A 17,230-nucleotide genomic window follows, 5' to 3' on the forward strand; every position below is an offset into this window, starting at 1 on the left:
TCTAGGAGTCTGTCTGGCACGGGGCGCGGAAAGCGAAAAATGGGCATGCGGTTGCCATGCGGCGGCGGATTTGCAGCCCGCAAGCCTGCGCTATGGGGCAAAAAGCCTCTGCCGCAGGGTGCCGCAGGGCCGTTTTGCAGCCCGCGATCCTCAAGTCTGAAGACTCCAGAGAGCCTGAGGCGGCAGCGAGGCGAGCGTCTCCCTCAACACTCCTCTGACTTGCCCTGCAACAGGTCGTTGATCAACGCGTTGTCGATCGGCTCGCCCAGCAGGCTTCGGGCAAGCAACTCGCCGCCCAGCAATTGGGGCGCGAACATCATGTCCGGCTGGACACGACGAATCTTGGCCACGTTGCGCGCATCCTGCACCGCGGCCACGGTGCGCACCGAGGGCGCCAATTCCTTGACCGCAAGCACGATGAAAGCGTTGTCGGCGTCGTCGTCGCGCAGCACGAGCACGGCGCGCGCCTGCGGCACCCCGGCCTGTTGCAGGGTCTGAGACCGTGAGGGATCGCCGACCACCATGTCGATGTCCTCCGGGTAGGGGCTCGCCATGCCCTCGGGAAGAATGACCGTCGTCGGCACGGCGCGCGCCTTCAGCGATTGCTGCAAGGCCTGCGCCAGAGCCGAAGCGCCGACGATCACCACATGATGACGACGTGAGGCGTGATGCATACGTTTCTCCAGAGTGCGTTTGAGGCTGCCGCCGATCAAGGGGCCGACGACGACCGACAGCGTGGTGGCGAACACCGTGATGCCCAGCACGATGAGCGATACGGTGAACAGGCGCGCCGGATCGGTCTTGGGCACCACATCCCCATAGCCCACGGTGGACATGGTGACGACCGAGAAATAAAGCGCCTGGGTCAGCGTGCGGATGGGCGGCGCAAACCCCTCGCCGAACCACAGAGAGCCGAACAATGCATAGATCAGCAGACTGCCCACGCCGAGAAGGGCGAACAGCGAGCTGGTGGCGACGCTGGAGCGATTGAAGCGCCGCGCCCACACCATGAGCACGACGATGAGCAGCGCGGCGAGGAAAAACACCGTGTCGAGGTGACGAGTCGTCCACAGCGCCAGGCCACCGACCAGCAGGGACAGGATGAGGGTCATGGCCCAGGCCAGACGGGCGCGCAGCAGCAGCCCGACGCCCATGAGAAGCAGACCCGCGCCGAGCAGAACGGGCGGGAAGGCGGCAAACTGCCCGAGCTGTGCGAGACCCTGCGCTCCTGAGTGCCAGACCAGCAACAGCGTGGCCATCAACCTGTGCGCACTCGGTTCGATCAGCAAAACGGCAGAAATGACGGCCAGCAGGGCGGCAAGCCATGGCGGGCCTTGCCGGTCGATGAGCCCCCGGATCTGTCGCAGCAGGGTTTTCCATCGTGCCAGGCCACCCGGCCCGCGCGCAGCGCCTTTCCGAGGCGCTCCAGGCGCACTGCGGTCAGGGTGGGGCCTGCTCACGAGCTTGCCTCTTGCACGAGTTGCTTCATGCTTTCAAGCGGGCTGGCGGCCGCGGTGGACGGTGCGAACTGCAAATGCACCATGCGCGTGGGGAAGGCAAACTCCACGCCGAGGGCGGAGCAGCCGCGCATGAGCCCGAGGTTGATCGCCTGCTGGGTGGTCATGTAGGCGGTGTAGTCGGCAGTCTTCATCCAGTACACCACCTCGAAATTCAGACTGGAATCGCCGAAATCCTTGAAATGCGCGCGGTCGAATCGGGCGTCAGCCTGCGCGTCGATCACCTCCTTGACCATGCCCGGGATCTTTTCCAGGGTGTCGGGCGGTGTGTCGTACGTCACGCCCAAGGCGAACACGATGCGCCGCTCCTGCATGAACTTGTAGTTGCGCAACCTCGCCTTGGTCAGATCCGTGTTGGAGAACACCACGATTTCGCCGCTGATGGAGCGGATGCGGGTGGTCTTCAGGCCGATGTTCTCGACCGTGCCGGAGAAGTTGTCGACGACGACGAAGTGGCCGATCTGAAAGGGCTTGTCGAGCACGATGGACAGGCTGGAAAACAGGTCACCCAGAATGTTCTGCAGCGCCAGGCCCACGGCGATGCCGCCCACGCCCAGACCGGCCAGCAGGGTGGTGACGTTGAACCCGAGGTTGTCGAGCAGCAGCAGAAAAACCAGCGACCACAGCACCAGCCGGGCGATGAAACTCATCGCCGCCAGGCCGGTGGCCGTTTCGGGGTCGTGGGCGATCGCCCGCTCGCGCGAAGTGCGAATCCAGAAATCGAGGAAGCGCGACACCCACAATCCGACCTGCACAAACAGCCCCACGGCGGCCAGGCCGATAAGCCACTTGGCGGTCACCGCAGGCAGCGTCAGGTTCTGCACTGCAGGGTAGAGGCCTACCAGAACGGCCAGCGGCAGCCGCGTGCCCTTCAGGGCATCGACCAGCGCGTCGTCCCAACGGTTGTTCGTGCGCGAGGCAAAGGCGCTCAGCCATGCGATCAGAATGGGTTTGACGCTGGCCACCACCACGACCACCAGCGCCATCCAGCCCAGCGCCATCAGCCAGTTCATCAGAGGATTGCCCAGAAGGGAAAGGGACAGCCATGCGCTCAGACTCATATCGCAGCCTTTCTCAAGTGACGCTTCAAGAAGAAAACGGGTCGCGGCCACCTGCCGCATGCTCGTGCCATTGCACGCGACGGCGCGGCAGATGCTGCGGCTGGGCCTTTTGCATGTAGGCGATCAGGCCTTCGCGGATACGGCAGCGCAGCTCCCAGGCACGTGCCGAATTGGCCGCGCTGACCAGAAAGCGCACCTGCACCGCAGTCTCGGTGGTGTCGGTGACATGCACCAGTGCCAAACGTCCATCCCAGTCGGGATCGGCCGCGCACAGCCGCTTGAGTTCGTCGCGCAGCGCCTCGATCGGCGTGGCATAGTCCACCCACAGAAACACCGTGCCCAGCAGGCTGGCGCTGGTGCGCGTCCAGTTCTGGAACGGGTGTTCGATGAACCATTGCAGCGGCAGGATCAGACGTCGGTCGTCCCACACGCGGAAGACCACATAGGTGCCGGTGATCTCTTCCACACGCCCCCACTCGCCCTCGACGATGAGCACGTCGTTGATTCGGATCGGCTCGGTCATCGCAATCTGCAGACCGGCGAGCAGATTGCTCAGCACCGGGCGCGCGGCGAAACCCACGACCAGACCGGCGATGCCCGCCGAGGCCAGCAGGCTGGCGCCGATCTGCCGCACGTCGGGAATGCTCATCAGCGCCACAGAAAGACCGACGAGCAGGATGAGAAAACTCAGCACCCGCGTGAGCACCCGCGCCCGGGTAAGCAGGCCGCGGACCTCCAGATTGGCGTCGAGCAGGTTGGGGTCGTCAGGTAGTTGCAGCCCGCCGCGTCGCAGCACCACCAGTTCGCCACCGGCGCGGATCACGCGCATGGCCAGCCAGGTAAGCGCGGCAATCAGGCTGAGGTGCAAGGCCTGAACGATCCAGGACCAGCCATCCAGCCGGTTGTGCAGCAGGCCCACGTCGATGCGCAGCGCCAGCAGCAGCCAGGCCAGGCGCAGCGGCGTGCGCACGCGCAGAAACAGGAATGGACCGTTTCCGTCCGGCCCACCGCTCTTGACCAGCAGGCGCGTGACCAGCAAGTACACGGGTGCCGCCAGCAGCGTGACGGCGAGCGCCAACGCCTCTGGCGGATGAGCGGACACCGAGTGCCGCAACACCGCCCAGCTCAGGTTCAGATCGTCGATCATCGTCGATGACGCACCGCCTGTCACTCGGCCCGCAACTGCGCGAACAGTTCAAGCACGTGGCCGGTCCAATGGGTGATGTCGTAACGGCTGATGAGCGCATCCATGCGCTGCATGCGCTCGCGCTGCTCCTGGGGTGGCATGTCGAGCGCGCGGTCGATCGCGTCGTCCATCTGGCTGAGGCTGTAGGGGTTGACCAGCACGGCGTCCTGCAGCTCCACGGCCGCACCGGCGAACTCCGACAGCACCAGCACGCCGCTCTCGTTCACGTGCGCGGCGATGAACTCCTTGGCCACCAGGTTCAGGCCGTCGCGCAACGGGGTGATCCAGCAGATGTCGGCGGCGCGGTAATAGCTCAGCGTCTCCTCGAAGGTCAGGGGAGTGGTAGACAACAGGATGGGCGTCCAGGTGAGCGAGCCGTGATGGCCGTTGATGCGGCCGACGAGCTGCTCGATGGCCTGCTGCGCCCGTTTGTAGACCCGCATGCCGTCGGCCGCGGCCACCGCCGTCACCAGCAGCCGGACCTTGCCGTGCAACTCGGGACGACGCACCAGCAGGCGCTCGAAGGCCAGCAGCATTTCGCGCGTGCCCTTGGCATAGTCCACCCGGCCGATCGACACGATCACGGTCTGACCGCCCATTTCGCGGCGAATGTGGGCCACCCGCGCCAGGTTGTCGGGCTTTTGCACCGTGCTGCGGATGAGGTCGGCATGGGTGCCGATGGGAAAGGCGTCGACACGCACCCGACGCCCGCCCACGGTGATCGACACCGGCGTGACCGGCTCGGACAGCGCGGTGCCGGTGGCCTGCAGTTCCGGATACACCTTGCGCTCGACCAGATGCTCGACTTTGCGCAGTGACTGCACCAACGCCGCGAAGTTGCGGGCGTAGCGCGGTACGTGAAAGCCCACCAGATCGCAATCGAGCAGCGAGGCCAGGATTTCATCGCGCCAGGGCAGGATGTTGAACACATCGGGCGCGGGAAACGGCGTGTGGTGGAAAAAGGCGATCTTCACATCCGGACGCATCTGCCGCACCATGCCGGGCACCAGCCACAGGTTGTAGTCGTGCACCCAGATCACCGCCCCGGGCGCGGCCTCGGCGCACGCGGCTTCGGCGAACAGGCGGTTGACCTCGCGGAACACGGCCCACTGGCAGTTCTCGGTCGAGTACAGGGAGGGAAAGCTGTTGAGGATCGGCCACAGCGCCTCTTTCGAGACCACGTGATAGAACTGGTTGATCTGCTCGGGCGTGAGCGGCAGACGCACCACTTCGTAGCTGCCATAACTGTCGTTCACCGTGATGCGACGCTCGAACTTCGGCAGCTTGCCCGCGGGCGATTTTTTCCACGCCACCCAGCTCGCCCGGTCGACCTGACCGATGAAGCCCTTGAGGGCCGGCACGATACCGTTGGGGCTCTTGTTTTCCTTCAGGACGGTCTTGCCGTCCTCGCTGTGTTCCTCATACGGCTGTCTGTGATAGACGATGACCAGAGATGAAGCCATTGAAATCCCCCTGTTGATGAAATCGCTGCAGGGCGTCGAGCACCCCGGCAGCCCCCGGTTGCGCGCTGCGATAGACGTTGCGATGCGGCGTGATGGCCTGCTCCAGCCCCGCTTCGCGGTTGCTCACGGCCACGCCAGTCAATCCGGTCTGGAACATCGAGAGGTCGTTGAGCGTGTCGCCAGCCACCAGGGTGCGGTGCTCGGGCAGACCCAGTGCGGCCAGGGTGCGCAGCAGCGTCGAACCCTTCTGCACGCCGTGGGGCAGCACGTCGAAGTACTGGTTGTCCGACATCAGGGTGTCGAAACCGAGCTGCCGCAACTGGCTCGCCGCCACCTGCGCCGCCGGAGCGTGGCCATAGAAGTAGGAACGGCGGCGCCCACCGTGATGCGGCTGGGGCTGCAGGGTCGGGTGCCGGGCGACGATGGCCTCGATCTGCCGCAGCGCGTCAGCAGGCCAGGCCGCGTCGAGCCAGCGATCGAGCGCGGGAAGGGGCGCGAAATCCACGCCGGTGGCCACGCTGGTGCCGACATCGCCGATCACATGATCGGGCTGCACGGGCAATTCGCGCGCGAGCTGGCGCATGAAGTCGAGCCCGCGGCCGCTCACGAAAATCAGCACGATCTCGCTGCGACGCTGCGCGATCCACGCGTACAGCGCCGCCCGCTGCGCCTCGCTGCCGCCGAGAAAGGTGCCATCCAGATCGGTGGCCAGAATCGTCTTCGGCATCTGCACCTCCCTCATTGCGGCTGCCGCGACGGCGCGCGGGACAGAGACGACCGCAGACCCTGTGCCTCGCGCAACGGCCGGTGCGAGGGCATGCCCGATGCCACCGGCAGCCCCAGGGCGCCGTCCTGTGGCAAAGGTTCATTGAACAGACGCAGCAAGGCGTCGGCGGCCGTCTGCCGCCTGCCCAGCACATCGCGCACTGCCGCCGCCACGTGCAGGCGCAAACCCAGCCTGCGCTCAAGGCTCTGCACCGCATGGCTGCTGACCGCGCCCTCGGCCAGTTCGTCGCCCAGCTCCGCCAGTTCGCCCCGCCCAAGGCGCATGCCCAGCCGGGTGTTGCGCGACTGCGCCGACGATGCGGTGAGGAACAGGTCGCCTGCGCCCGCGCTGGACAGCAGGGTATCGGCACGCCCACCCAGCGCCAGGGTGAGGGCACGCATGTCCTGCAGGCCACGGGTGAGAATGGCCGCACGCGCGTTCTCGCCAACCTCGCTGCTCATGGCCATGCCACAGGCGATGGCGATCATGTTCTTCAGCGCTCCGCCCACCTGCACGCCGATGGCGTCGTCCGTCAAATCGAGCTGCACGCCGCCTGCGGCGAACGCTGCGCGCAGCCCGTCCATCACGCGCTGCGCATGACGCTGCACGTCCACCGCATGGCGCAGGCGCAGCGCGGGTAAACCGGCGGTCAGCGCCGCGGGCTGGCCTAGCACCACCTCATGCGCGAAACTCGGCCCGCCGATGGCGCCGATCAGCACGTCGCGCCGGAGTTCCTGCTGCAGCACCTGGGACATCAGTGCGCCGCTGCCGCGCTCGATGCCCTTGCAGGCTGCCAGCACTACGGCGCGCCGCTGCATCAAGGGCGCGGCCGCTCGGGCCACCTCGCGCAGCGCAGCCGACGGCACCGCCATGACGACCACGTCGGCCCCTTCGAGTGTTTCGGCCATCTGACTGCTCGCCTGCAGTCCCGAAGGCAGTGCCAGATCGGGCAGATGACGCGGATTGCGCGATTGAGTGGCGATGGCGTGAACAAGGTCTGGACGCCGCGCCCACAGGCGCACCTCCAGACCGCCGCGCCGCAAGGCGCTGGCCAGGGCCGTGCCCCAGGCGCCGGCGCCAAGTACGGCAACTGCAAGGGGCCGGGTCGAATAACCGAAGATGAAGGGTGAAGCGGAGTTCTGCATGGACTCTCCCAAGGTCGTGGGCAACCTTGCGGTTGCCCGATGGCAGGACGCCCGGCAAAGGCGGGCGTGGCGACTGGGTGCCGCGCGTGCAGACGCGGCATCAGGCATTCAGCGCGAATGCCTTGAAACGCAGGACGTTCATCCGCCAAGGGATGGATCGGACGATCGTCAAGAGAGCGCAGACCTTACCCGTGGGTCGTGCATATCGGGAAAGGCAGGGCTGCGAACCGGCTCTTGGCGCGCTTCGTCAGCCCGAACAGGCCAACGTCTGCAAGCAGAACTCGCTACTTGCAGAAGACTTTTTGGTGACTCGTAGAAACAAAACCCAATGAGGTAGATTGTAAAGCAAATCGGCGTTCTTTTGTCCTTCAAAAACACCAAATTGATTACATGTTCTGGGACGATCCCAGGCCGTTCGCCGCAACCGCCGACGATCTGCCTATGTCGACCGATTCATTCGGGCCGTTGGTGTCCGCCGTAGCGCAGCCGCATGACCAGCACGGTCAGGGCCAGAAGAAAGGTGACCGCATTGGCACCCACCAGCGGCCAACTGCGCTGGGTGACCCCGTAGATCAGCCACAGCCCCACGCCCACGGTGAACAGCGAATACATGCCCAGCGAAATGCCGGACACGTTGCGTGTGCGCACCGTCAGCCAGGCCTGGGGGATGAACGACACGGTGGTGAGAAACGCAGCGCCATAGCCGAACAGATCGGTGGGATGAAAGGCCACGAGAGGTCTCCGAAAGAGAACAGAGAGAACGGGAGAAAAGACTTCAGGCCGTCTGCATGAAGCCACCCACGAAAGCTTCCAGCGCAGGCCAGGCGCCGCCGGCGCGCGGGTCGTTCACCAGCGCGGCGAAGGTGTAGCGCTGACCGGAGCGGGCCTGGGCGTAACCTGCGAGCGACAGCACGCCGTCGAGCGTGCCTGTCTTGGCATGGATGCGCCCTGCCGTGTCGGGGTCGCGGAAATGGCGGCGCAGTGTGCCGTCTTCACCGGCCAGCGGCAGCGACGAGACGAACTCGGGCATCACCGGGCTTTGCCACGCCGAACGCAGCAGCGCGTTGAGGTCGGCTGCGGAAATGCGGGCAATGCGCGACAGGCCACAGCCGTTGTCGAGCACCAGACCGGGCATGTTCAGCCCATGCGCCGCCAGCCATTGCTGCACCGCCTGCTGCGCCCCGGCCCATGTAGCGCGCTGCGCGCCAGCGGCCAGCGCCAGGGTGAGGAACACCTGCTGGGCCATGACGTTGTTGCTGTATTTGTTGATGTCGCGCACCAGCACAGCGAGCGCGGGCGACTCCCAGACGGTCAGCTCGGTCGCCCCGGCGGGCAGCGGCGCGGTGCGAACCTGCCCCTTCCACTCGATACCCACCTGCGCGAACAACGCTGCAAGCAATCGCTGCACATAGGTGTTGTCGCTCACCTCGGGGGCGATGTTCCAGGTCTGCGGCCCGCAGGCGGCCGCATAGCCCCCGGCAAAGCGCGGGGCGAAAGGCTGCTTCCAGTCGGCGCCGAGTTTGTCCTTCCAGTTGCCGCAGGCGGTGGCGGTGAGTCTGGGGGCTGCGTGCAGGTCGAAACCCGCCAGCGGCGGCTCCACCGTGACGCGCACCTGTTGCGCCGCAGGGTCGGGGACGAAGCCCAGCCGCATCACGCCGAAGTTCACCAGAAAGGGGTCGGGGCCGACGTTGTAAGGCGCGGTGGCGTCGCCATCGAACGCGGCGGGGTCGTGCGGCGGTAGGTCGAAAGCCTGCCGGTCGATGAGCACGTCGCCACGAATGCGCCGGATACCCAGATCGCGCAGCCGCAGCGCGATGCTCCAGAGGTTGTCGGCCATCAGATGCGGGTCTCCGCTGCCGACAAAGGCCAGATCGCCCTGCAACACCCCGGCGCGGACCGGGCCGACGGCGTACACCGGCGTCTTCCAAACATAGGCCGGGCCGAGGATGCGCAGCGCGGCATAGGTGGTCACCAGCTTGAGCACCGAGGCCGGGTTCATCAGCGCCGCGCCGTTGAAGTCGATTTCGGGGGCAGGACTGTCGAGGGCCTGCAGCATGAAGGCGCACGACTGCAGCGGAATGCGCGCCGAGGCCAGCGCCTGGGTCACGCTGGCGGGCAGCGCCCCTGTCGTTCCCAGACCCGCCTGCTGCGCCCGCGCCATCAGCGGGGCGCCAGCCAGGGCCAGAGTGGAAGCGAGAAACAGGCGACGGCTGACTTGCATGGCAGGGTGCGGTTTTTGGAAACAGCGACATGGTAGGGGCGAGGCTGTCAAGGCTGCGTCCATTCCCCTTCCTACAATGCTGGGCATGACCTCCCGCCCGCCCTTCATCCAACAGTGGCAAGAAGCCGCCGAGCGCAACAATTCAGCGCTTTGCGTGGGCCTCGACCCGGAGCCCTCGCGCTTTCCGGCGCCGTGGACCAACGACTCGCTGCGGCTGTTCGACTTCTGCGCCGCCATCGTCGATGCCACCGCCGATCTGGTCTGCGCCTACAAGCCGCAGATCGCCTACTTCGCCGCCCTGGGCGCGGAGGGCCAGCTCGAACGGCTCATCGCCCATATCCGCAAGGCTGCGCCCGGCGTGCCCATCATTCTCGACGCCAAGCGCGGCGACATCGGCGCCACTGCGCAACAGTACGCCCGCGAAGCCTTCGAGCGCTTCGACGCCGATGCGCTGACGGTTTCGCCCTACATGGGCTTCGACTCGGTCGAGCCCTACCTGCACTACCCCGAGCGCGGCCTGTTCGTGCTGTGCCGCACCTCCAACCCTGGCGGCGCCGATCTGCAGACTCTGGCGATCGCCACCGCATCCGCCAAGCCCTCGGCCCACCTCGGCGACGAGCTGTTGTTCGAGCGCGTGGCGCGGCTGGCGGCGTTCGACTGGAACCGTCACGGCCAGAACGGCCTGGTGGCCGGCGCCACCAACCCGGCCGACATCGAGCGCATCCGCGCGGTTGCGCCCGAGGCGCCGCTGCTCATTCCGGGCATCGGCGCGCAGGGCGGCGATCTGGCCGCCACCGTGCGCGCGGCGCGTGGCAACTTCCTCATCAACGCCTCGCGCAGCGTGCTCTACGCCAGCGGCAACGGCCGCGACTTCGCCGACGCCGCGCGGCGCGAAGCCCGCCGCCTGCGCGACGCCATCAACCACGAAGCGCACGCCGCGTCCACCGCCCGATCCAAACCATGAGCGCATCCACAGCATCCTCCGGCCTCACCCATTTCGACGCCGCGGGCCAGGCGCACATGGTCGATGTCGGCGGCAAGGACGAAACCCATCGCGTGGCCGTGGCCACCGGCTGCATCCGCATGCAGCCCACCACCTTCGCCCTGGTGCAGAGTGGCAGCGCGAAAAAGGGCGACGTCATCGGCATCGCCCGCACCGCCGCCATCATGGCGGCCAAGCGCACCGCCGACCTCATTCCCCTGTGCCATCCCATCGCGCTCAACCGCGTGGCGGTGGACTTCACCCTGCAAGCCGAGGACTGCAGCATCCACTGCACCGTCACCGCCGAAACCCGCGGCCGCACCGGCGTCGAAATGGAGGCGCTTACCGCCGTCCAGATCGGCCTGCTCACCATCTACGACATGTGCAAGGCCGTCGACCGAGGCATGACCATCGATGGCGTGCGTCTGCTGGAGAAACACGGCGGCAAGTCAGGCGACTGGGTGGCGAACGACGGAAAGAGCTGATCGGATCAAACCGCTGAGAGGCTCTGCCTCAGCGCGCACGCAGCAACAGAAAGATGGCCAACGCGGTGGGCGGCAGCCAGGCCATCCACGACAGCGAGCCCAGCCAGGGCGACAGCCTGTCCATCACCAGCAGGGACAGCAGGGCAAGGCCGAGCAAAGAGACGATCACAGGCAGCGCATGGTTGTTGGCGCGAACAGTGGACATCGGGAGCGACGGGAAAATTGAAGTGACTCCCGATCTGAGTCGGTTGCTGCGGCGAAGTTCGCCTTTGGCGACGGGGAGGTCGCGCCCTCCGCGCCCAAGACCGACAGGCGCCCAAGGGCATCGGCTGTTCCTACAATCGGGCGCATGAACATGATGACCGAACCCGCGCTGTTGCGCCTCGACGAGGCGCGCCGCGTCTTGCTCGACCCCTATCAGATCGACGAAACGGACTTGCAGCGTGCGCTGGGCAAGGCCTTCGAGCATCGGCTCGACTTTGCCGACGTCTACCTGCAATACACCCGATCCGAAGGCTGGAGCATGGAGGAGGGCATGGTGAAGTCGGGCAGCTTCGACATCGAGCAGGGCTTCGGCATCCGCGCGGTGCAGGGCGAGAAGACCGCGTTTGCCTATTCCGACGATATTTCCGAGCTGGCGCTGCTCGAAGCCGCCGAAACGGTGCGCAGCATTGCCCGCGCCGGTCAAGGCAGCGCAAAGGTGCCTGGCGACACCCGGCGCAGCGCGGCGCGCGTGCTCTACGGCGCGACCGACCCGCTGGGCGCGCTCGATTCCAGCGCCAAGGTGGCCTTGCTGCAAAAGGTGGACCGGCTGGCGCGCGCCAAGGATCCGCGTGTGGTGCAGGTCATGGCCAGCCTGGGCGGCGAGCACGACGTGATGCTGGTGCTGCGCTCGGACGGTCTGCTGGCCGCCGATGTGCGTCCGCTGGTGCGCCTGAGCGTGAACGTCATCGTCGAGCAGAACGGGCGGCGCGAGTCCGGCTCTTCGGGCGGCGGCGGGCGCTATACCCTGGGCTACTTCGACGACACCCTCATCGCGCAGTATGTCGATGAAGCGGTGAACACCGCGCTGGTGAATCTCGAATCGCGCCCTGCGCCCGCGGGCGAAATGAGCGTGGTGCTCGGCCCCGGCTGGCCCGGTGTGCTGCTGCACGAGGCGGTAGGCCACGGCCTGGAGGGCGACTTCAACCGCAAGGGTTCGAGCGCCTTCTCCGGACGCATGGGCCAGCGCGTGGCCGCCCGCGGCGTGACCGTGCTCGACGACGGCACCCTGCCCGACCGCCGTGGCTCGCTCAACGTTGACGACGAGGGCAACCCGACGCAGCGCAACGTGCTGATCGAAGACGGCATTCTGGTCGGCTATATGCAGGACATGCTCAACGCCCGGTTGATGGGCCGCGCGCCCACGGGCAACGGCCGCCGCGAGAGCTACGCCAACGTGCCCATGCCGCGCATGACCAACACCTACATGCTCGCGGGCGACCGCGATCCTGCGGAAATCCTCGCCAGCATCGACCGCGGCCTGTACGCGGTGAACTTCGGCGGCGGACAGGTGGACATCACCAGCGGCAAGTTCGTCTTCTCCGCCAGCGAAGCCTGGTGGGTGGAAAAGGGCAAGCCGCTCTACCCGGTCAAGGGGGCCACGCTCATCGGCAACGGCCCGGACGCACTCACCCGGGTGAGCATGATCGGCAACGATCTGCGTCTGGACAGCGGCGTGGGCACCTGCGGCAAGGAAGGCCAGAGCGTGCCCGTCGGCGTGGGCCAGCCGACCCTGCGCATCGACGGCGTGACGGTGGGCGGCACGGGCTGAGCGTACCCGCAAGCCTTCACCCACCCCGGCAGCCGGATCGCAGCGATGCGTTCCGGCTGTTGCGTTTTTTACCTCTGGTGGCATCAGTCAAATCCTGTTTACGGTGCATAATGAAAAGGCGCGTGCTGGCTACAGTGCCGCTCAGACCGAACCCCGATTTGGACCTTTCCTGCCCGCCGTCGCCTCTGCGGGCCTGCTGAAGAATCATGAGGCCAAAGTGCAGTGCGAAAAGCAGGCCAAGGAACAAAAGCTCAAGGGCCATGACCGCAGCGAGTTCATCAAATCCTGCGAGGCCAAGGTGGAAGCTGCCGCCCCCGCCTCCACGACCGAGACCAAAATGGAAAGCAAGAAGGACGAAGCCCAGCACGCCAACTCCGGCTCAGGCATGGCTGCAGCGGTCGGCGGCGGTGCGGGCTAGGTCTATCACTGCCCGGGCGACAAGTACTACGGCAAGACCAAGCACGGCGAATACATGACCGATTCGGCTGCCAAGGCTGCGGGCGACCATCCGGCGCATGGCAAGACGTGCAGCTGAGCGATACTCGGCGCAGCGGCCTCAGGCTGAGCTAAGCCGGGTCGCTTAGGCTGCGGACTCGTCTTCCTCGGGCCCTACACCTCAAGGCCCTCGCCGCCATGTCCGCCGCTGTCCTGCCTTCTGGTCGCTATCACTTCGTCTCTCGCGGTTTTCACTGGGCGCTCGTCGCCCTGATCGCGCTGGAATATCCCCTGGCCTGGCTGATGACCGACCATCGCGGCGCGCCTGAAGACGCGCTGGCCGCATGGCACGTCGGCGTAGGCACGACCATTCTGGGGTTGTTTCTGTTGCGCCTGCTGTGGCGCGCCGTGCGCAAGCCACCACCGCACCCACCCATGCCCGCCTGGCAGGCCCGCGCCGCGCAGGCCACGCATGGCCTTCTGTACCTCGGCTTTCTGCTGCTGCCGCTGCTGGGGTGGATGGCCGCGTCCGCCCGCGCCTGGCCGGTGCACGCCATGGGTCTGATCCCGCTGCCGACGCTGTTTCCGGCCAACACCACCTGGGCGGGACTGCTGGGCGATGCGCATCAGGCGGTGGCCATCGGGCTGCTCGGCCTGATCGGGCTGCATGTCGCAGCAGCCCTGTTTCATACCTTCGTGCTGCGCGACGGCAGCCTGCGGCGCATGCTCTGACCGCGCGGCCACCCGGCGGTCAAACCACCCGGTCAAACCACCTTGAGGCGGGCGAGCTCGGGCTTGCGCTCGGGCGGGGGCGCCTTCAGCGCTTCCAGCGCCTGCACCACCAGGCGGGCGACGATGAGATTGCGCACCGGTTTGCGATCGGCCGGCACAACGTACCACGGCGCCTGTGCCGTAGAGGTGGCAGCCAGCGCCTGGCTGTAGGCCGCCTGATAGGCGTCCCAATACTGGCGCTCCTGCAAATCGGAGGGGTCGAACTTCCAGTGCTTGAGCGGGTTGTCGATGCGCTCCTGAAGCCGCTCGCGCTGCTCGTCGTGGCCGATGTGCAAAAAGCACTTGAGCACGGCCGTGCCCGACTCGGCCAGCATCTGCTCGAAATCGGCGATCTGCCGCAGGTAGCGCTTCATCTCGCCATTCTTGATCTCGCCATGCGCCCGTCGGATGACGGGCTCCTCGTAGTGACTGCGGTTGAACACGCCGATGCAGCCCAGCGGCGGCACCTGGGCATGCGCCCGCCAGAGAAAGTCGTGGCGCCGCTCCTGCGGCGTGGGCACGCTGAACGACGCGGCATGCATGCCCAATGGATTCACCCCGGTGAACACCGCCTTGGTGGTGCTGTCCTTGCCGGCCGAGTCCATGCCTTGCAGGATCACCAACAGGGCCTGCTCGCGGCGGGTGAACATCAGATCTTGTATCTCGCCGATGCGCTGGCGCAGGCTGTCGAGCTCCGCCTCGATCTGGTCTTTGGACGGGTCGCCGGGTAGGTCGATCTGCGTGGCGCGGTGGGTGAGATCGAGGTTCTCGCCTTCGTCGACCCGCAGGCGATCGAGTTCGGTCAGGGTGGCCATGATCCCGCCTCAGCGCCTCACGCCCTTGGCCAGCAGGGCCAGATTGTTACGGGCGCGCTCCTCACCCTGCGCCGCGGCGCGCTGCCACCATTGCCTCGCCTTGTCGATGTCCTGCAGCTTGCCCAGACCGCGGTAATACAGCACGCCCAGACTGAACTGCGCCTGCGCGTCGCCCTGTTCCGCAGCGCGCTGGTACCAGCCTGCCGCCTGGGCGTGATCGGGCGCTCCGCCGCGGCCGAGCGCCAGCAGCGTGGCCAGCTCGCGCTGAGCCGCGGGATGATCCATCTCGGCGGCCTTGCGCAGCCAGGCCGCCGCCTGGGCGTCGTCGGCCGCCACACCCTGCCCGGTGAGAAACATATGGCCGTAGCGGTAGCAGGCTTCACGATGCCCCTGATGCGCGGCCATCGAGAACAGGGCTGCCGCGCCAGCCAGATCGACCGCACCACCGCGTCCGTCGAGCAGAAAGAAGCCCAGATTGCATTGGCCGCCGGCGTCACCTGCCTCGGCGGCGCGCCGGTACCAGGCCAGTGCCTGTTCATCGCTGCGCGGCACGCCACGCCCGTGCTCGTACATAAAGCCCAGGCCGTTCATCGCCCGCGCCAGTCCGGTCTGCGCCGCCTCTTGCCAGAGGGTCAGCGCCTGAGTGTCATCCTGCCCGACACCATGCCCATGAACATAAAGCCAGCCTAGGTTGTATTTCGCTCCGGCCGAGCCCTGATCGGCCGCCCTGCGATACCACCGCGCGGCGTGCACGTAGTCTTTGCGGTCGTGATAATGCGCGCCCAGCCATTCCTGCGCGGTCGCGTCGCCTTCATGCGCCAGGACTTCGAGCGGGTGCTGGGTCTCGTCGAAATCGAGGTGCTTGGGCGGCTCGGTCTGAAGATCGAGATCGGGATGGGAAGAAAGCGGGGAACTCATGGCACGGCACTGCGGATGTGGCAGGGAGAATAGCGCGTCCTCGTGCTTGGCAGAAAGCATCCAAAGGTATGCTTTGCAATTGCATACAACTCGGTGTCAACCCTCTTCCGGAGTCCTTTCTATGCGCCGCTGGCTCTCTCTCGTGCTGCTCTCCGTCGCCCTGCTCAGTCTGAGCGGATGCGGCTACAACGCCCTGCAGTCATCCGACGAGCAGATCAAGGCCAGCTGGGCCGAAGTGCTCAACCAGTATCAGCGTCGGGCCGATCTGGTGCCCAATCTGGTGAACGTGGTCAAGGGCTACGCCGCGCACGAAAAGGACGTGTTCGTGCAGGTGACCGAGGCGCGCGCCAAGGTCGGCCAGATTCAGGCCACGCCGGAGCTCATCAACGACCCTGCCGCGTTCGCCAGGTTCCAGGAGGCGCAGGCACAGATGACCAGCGCACTGTCGAGGCTGATCGCGGTGTCGGAGAACTACCCGCAGCTCAAGGCCGACGGCGTGTTCCGCGATCTGCAGGCCCAGCTCGAAGGCACGGAAAACCGCATCGCCGTCGCGCGCATGCGCTACATCGAAGCCGTGCAGAACTATAACAACCTGGTGCGCCAGTTCCCGAGCAATCTCACCGCCATGGTCATCGGCATGAAGGTCAAGCCCAGCTTCACCGTGGAGAACGAAAAGGCCATTTCGGTGGCGCCCAAGGTGGATTTCGGCGGCACGGCGCCCGCGCCTGCGGCGTCGCGGTAAGCGTGGCATGAAGGGCGCTGGCGGGTCGCTGCCGATACTGCGTACCTACTGGCCGCTGCGATGGCTGGCAGCGCTGTGGCTGTGTTGCGCGGCCTTCGGCCTGAACGCGCAGGCCGCGCTGGTGCCCATCCCGCCGCTGACCTCGCCGGTCACCGATCTCACCGGCACCCTCACCCCCGAGCAGACCGCCACCCTTGACCAGGAGCTGCGCGCCTTCGCGGCACGCAAGGGCAGCCAGATCGCCGTCCTCATCGTCCCCAGCACGGCGCCCGAGGCCATCGAGCAATACAGCATTCGCGTGGTCGATGCCTGGAAACTCGGCCGCAAGGATCAGGACGACGGCGTGCTGCTGCTGGTGGCCAAGGACGATCGCGCCATGCGCATCGAGGTCGGCTACGGTCTGGAAGGTGCCATTCCCGACGCCATCGCCAAGCGCATCATCGCCGAGATCATCGCCCCGCAATTCAGGCAGGGCGACTATTTCGGCGGCATTCAGGCCGGGCTTCAGCAATTGATGAAGCTGATCGACGGCGAGCAACTGCCCCCGCCGCAAGCCAGGCCCGCGGGTGAGGGCCGCTCCAGTGCGCACGAAATCGGCTTGATGGTGCTGTTCGGCGCGGTCGTGGCCGGTTCGGTGCTGCGCGCGGTACTGGGCCGCACTGTCGGCGCTGGCCTGAGCGCGCTGATCGCCGGGGGCGTGGGCTGGTGGCTGGTGGGTTCGGTGCTGCTGGGGCTGGTGTTCGGCGCGCTGGCCTTTCTCGCCGTCTTCAGCGGCATCCGCCTGGGCGGCGGGCCGGGCGGACTGGGGGGTGGCGGTTTTGGCGGCGGGTTTGGTGGAGGCTCGAACTCCGGCGGCTTCAGCGGCGGCGGGGGCGGGTTTGGCGGGGGCGGCGCTTCGGGCCGGTGGTGA

Annotated in this window: 17 protein-coding genes and 1 pseudogene; 7 read left to right on the forward strand and 11 right to left on the reverse strand. The window is 66.6% G+C overall.

The features are described 5' to 3' along the window. Positions 1–203 precede the first annotated feature (203 nt). The 8 genes from kch to dacB form a co-directional block, all read right to left on the reverse strand. Positions 204–1,460, reverse strand: a complete 1,257-nt coding sequence (gene kch, locus ASC45_RS00960) for a voltage-gated potassium channel protein (protein WP_245609900.1) — start codon at positions 1,458–1,460, stop codon at positions 204–206. Next, positions 1,457–2,578, reverse strand: a complete 1,122-nt coding sequence (locus tag ASC45_RS00965; RefSeq protein ID WP_245609901.1) for a mechanosensitive ion channel family protein — start codon at positions 2,576–2,578, stop codon at positions 1,457–1,459. Before ASC45_RS00965 ends, kch begins: the two co-directional genes overlap by 4 nt. 25 nt (positions 2,579–2,603) lie before the next feature. After that, positions 2,604–3,725 carry a mechanosensitive ion channel family protein gene (locus tag ASC45_RS00970; protein WP_055449161.1) on the reverse strand — a complete coding sequence of 374 codons (1,122 nt, stop codon included), beginning with the start codon at positions 3,723–3,725 and terminating at the stop codon, positions 2,604–2,606. 20 nt (positions 3,726–3,745) lie between these two features. Next, complete coding sequence (gene ggpS, locus ASC45_RS00975; protein WP_055449162.1) at positions 3,746–5,227, reverse strand: glucosylglycerol-phosphate synthase; 1,482 nt, start codon at positions 5,225–5,227, stop codon at positions 3,746–3,748. Beyond that, complete coding sequence (locus ASC45_RS00980) at positions 5,184–5,954, reverse strand: HAD family hydrolase (protein ID WP_245609902.1); 771 nt, start codon at positions 5,952–5,954, stop codon at positions 5,184–5,186. The genes ggpS and ASC45_RS00980 overlap by 44 nt, the downstream gene beginning before the upstream one ends. Positions 5,955–5,965: 11 nt before the next feature. After that, a complete protein-coding gene (locus ASC45_RS00985) occupies positions 5,966–7,138 on the reverse strand; it encodes an NAD(P)H-dependent glycerol-3-phosphate dehydrogenase (RefSeq protein ID WP_055449164.1) in 1,173 nt (390 codons plus the stop codon). Between the two features lie 453 nt (positions 7,139–7,591). After that, a complete protein-coding gene (locus ASC45_RS00990; protein ID WP_055449165.1) occupies positions 7,592–7,870 on the reverse strand; it encodes a SemiSWEET transporter in 279 nt (92 codons plus the stop codon). Positions 7,871–7,913: 43 nt separating this feature from the next. Further along, on the reverse strand, positions 7,914–9,359 hold the full coding sequence (gene dacB, locus ASC45_RS00995) for a D-alanyl-D-alanine carboxypeptidase/D-alanyl-D-alanine endopeptidase (protein WP_055449166.1): 1,446 nt from the start codon (positions 9,357–9,359) through the stop codon (positions 7,914–7,916). A gap of 85 nt (positions 9,360–9,444) precedes the next feature. Here dacB and pyrF point away from each other — a divergent pair, with 85 nt between their 5' ends. Together pyrF and moaC are read left to right on the forward strand one after the other, a co-directional pair. Next, complete coding sequence (pyrF, locus tag ASC45_RS01000) at positions 9,445–10,323, forward strand: orotidine-5'-phosphate decarboxylase (protein ID WP_055449464.1); 879 nt, start codon at positions 9,445–9,447, stop codon at positions 10,321–10,323. Next, complete coding sequence (gene moaC / locus ASC45_RS01005; RefSeq protein WP_055449167.1) at positions 10,320–10,826, forward strand: cyclic pyranopterin monophosphate synthase MoaC; 507 nt, start codon at positions 10,320–10,322, stop codon at positions 10,824–10,826. Before pyrF ends, moaC begins: the two co-directional genes overlap by 4 nt. A gap of 28 nt (positions 10,827–10,854) precedes the next feature. On the opposite strand, the gene ASC45_RS15660 is transcribed toward moaC, so the two are convergent. Next, on the reverse strand, positions 10,855–11,031 hold the full coding sequence (locus ASC45_RS15660; protein WP_156346976.1) for a hypothetical protein: 177 nt from the start codon (positions 11,029–11,031) through the stop codon (positions 10,855–10,857). A gap of 144 nt (positions 11,032–11,175) precedes the next feature. Between ASC45_RS15660 and tldD the strand changes: the two genes are divergently transcribed. From tldD to ASC45_RS01020, 3 genes and pseudogenes are all read left to right on the forward strand, one after another. Then, positions 11,176–12,639, forward strand: a complete 1,464-nt coding sequence (gene tldD, locus ASC45_RS01010) for a metalloprotease TldD (protein WP_174514689.1) — start codon at positions 11,176–11,178, stop codon at positions 12,637–12,639. A 169-nt stretch (positions 12,640–12,808) separates the two neighbouring features. Beyond that, positions 12,809–13,174: pseudogene (locus ASC45_RS01015) on the forward strand (PsiF family protein). Between the two features lie 98 nt (positions 13,175–13,272). Then, on the forward strand, positions 13,273–13,806 hold the full coding sequence (locus ASC45_RS01020) for a cytochrome b (protein ID WP_055449168.1): 534 nt from the start codon (positions 13,273–13,275) through the stop codon (positions 13,804–13,806). Between the two features lie 32 nt (positions 13,807–13,838). On the opposite strand, the gene ASC45_RS01025 is transcribed toward ASC45_RS01020, so the two are convergent. Together ASC45_RS01025 and ASC45_RS01030 are read right to left on the reverse strand one after the other, a co-directional pair. Next, positions 13,839–14,660 carry a PPK2 family polyphosphate kinase gene (locus ASC45_RS01025; RefSeq protein WP_055449169.1) on the reverse strand — a complete coding sequence of 274 codons (822 nt, stop codon included), beginning with the start codon at positions 14,658–14,660 and terminating at the stop codon, positions 13,839–13,841. Between the two features lie 9 nt (positions 14,661–14,669). Continuing rightward, positions 14,670–15,578 (reverse strand): tetratricopeptide repeat protein, encoded by a 909-nt coding sequence (locus tag ASC45_RS01030; RefSeq protein WP_055449466.1) that lies wholly within the window; start codon positions 15,576–15,578, stop codon positions 14,670–14,672. A 121-nt stretch (positions 15,579–15,699) separates the two neighbouring features. On the opposite strand from ASC45_RS01030, the gene ASC45_RS01035 reads away from it, so the two are divergent. Together ASC45_RS01035 and ASC45_RS16120 are read left to right on the forward strand one after the other, a co-directional pair. Beyond that, positions 15,700–16,320, forward strand: a complete 621-nt coding sequence (locus ASC45_RS01035) for a LemA family protein (protein ID WP_055449170.1) — start codon at positions 15,700–15,702, stop codon at positions 16,318–16,320. A 7-nt stretch (positions 16,321–16,327) separates the two neighbouring features. Beyond that, complete coding sequence (locus ASC45_RS16120; RefSeq protein ID WP_055449171.1) at positions 16,328–17,230, forward strand: TPM domain-containing protein; 903 nt, start codon at positions 16,328–16,330, stop codon at positions 17,228–17,230.

Origin of the sequence: Thiomonas bhubaneswarensis, assembly GCF_001418255.1 — a bacterium.
In the GTDB taxonomy this organism is placed as follows: domain Bacteria; phylum Pseudomonadota; class Gammaproteobacteria; order Burkholderiales; family Burkholderiaceae_C; genus Thiomonas; species Thiomonas bhubaneswarensis.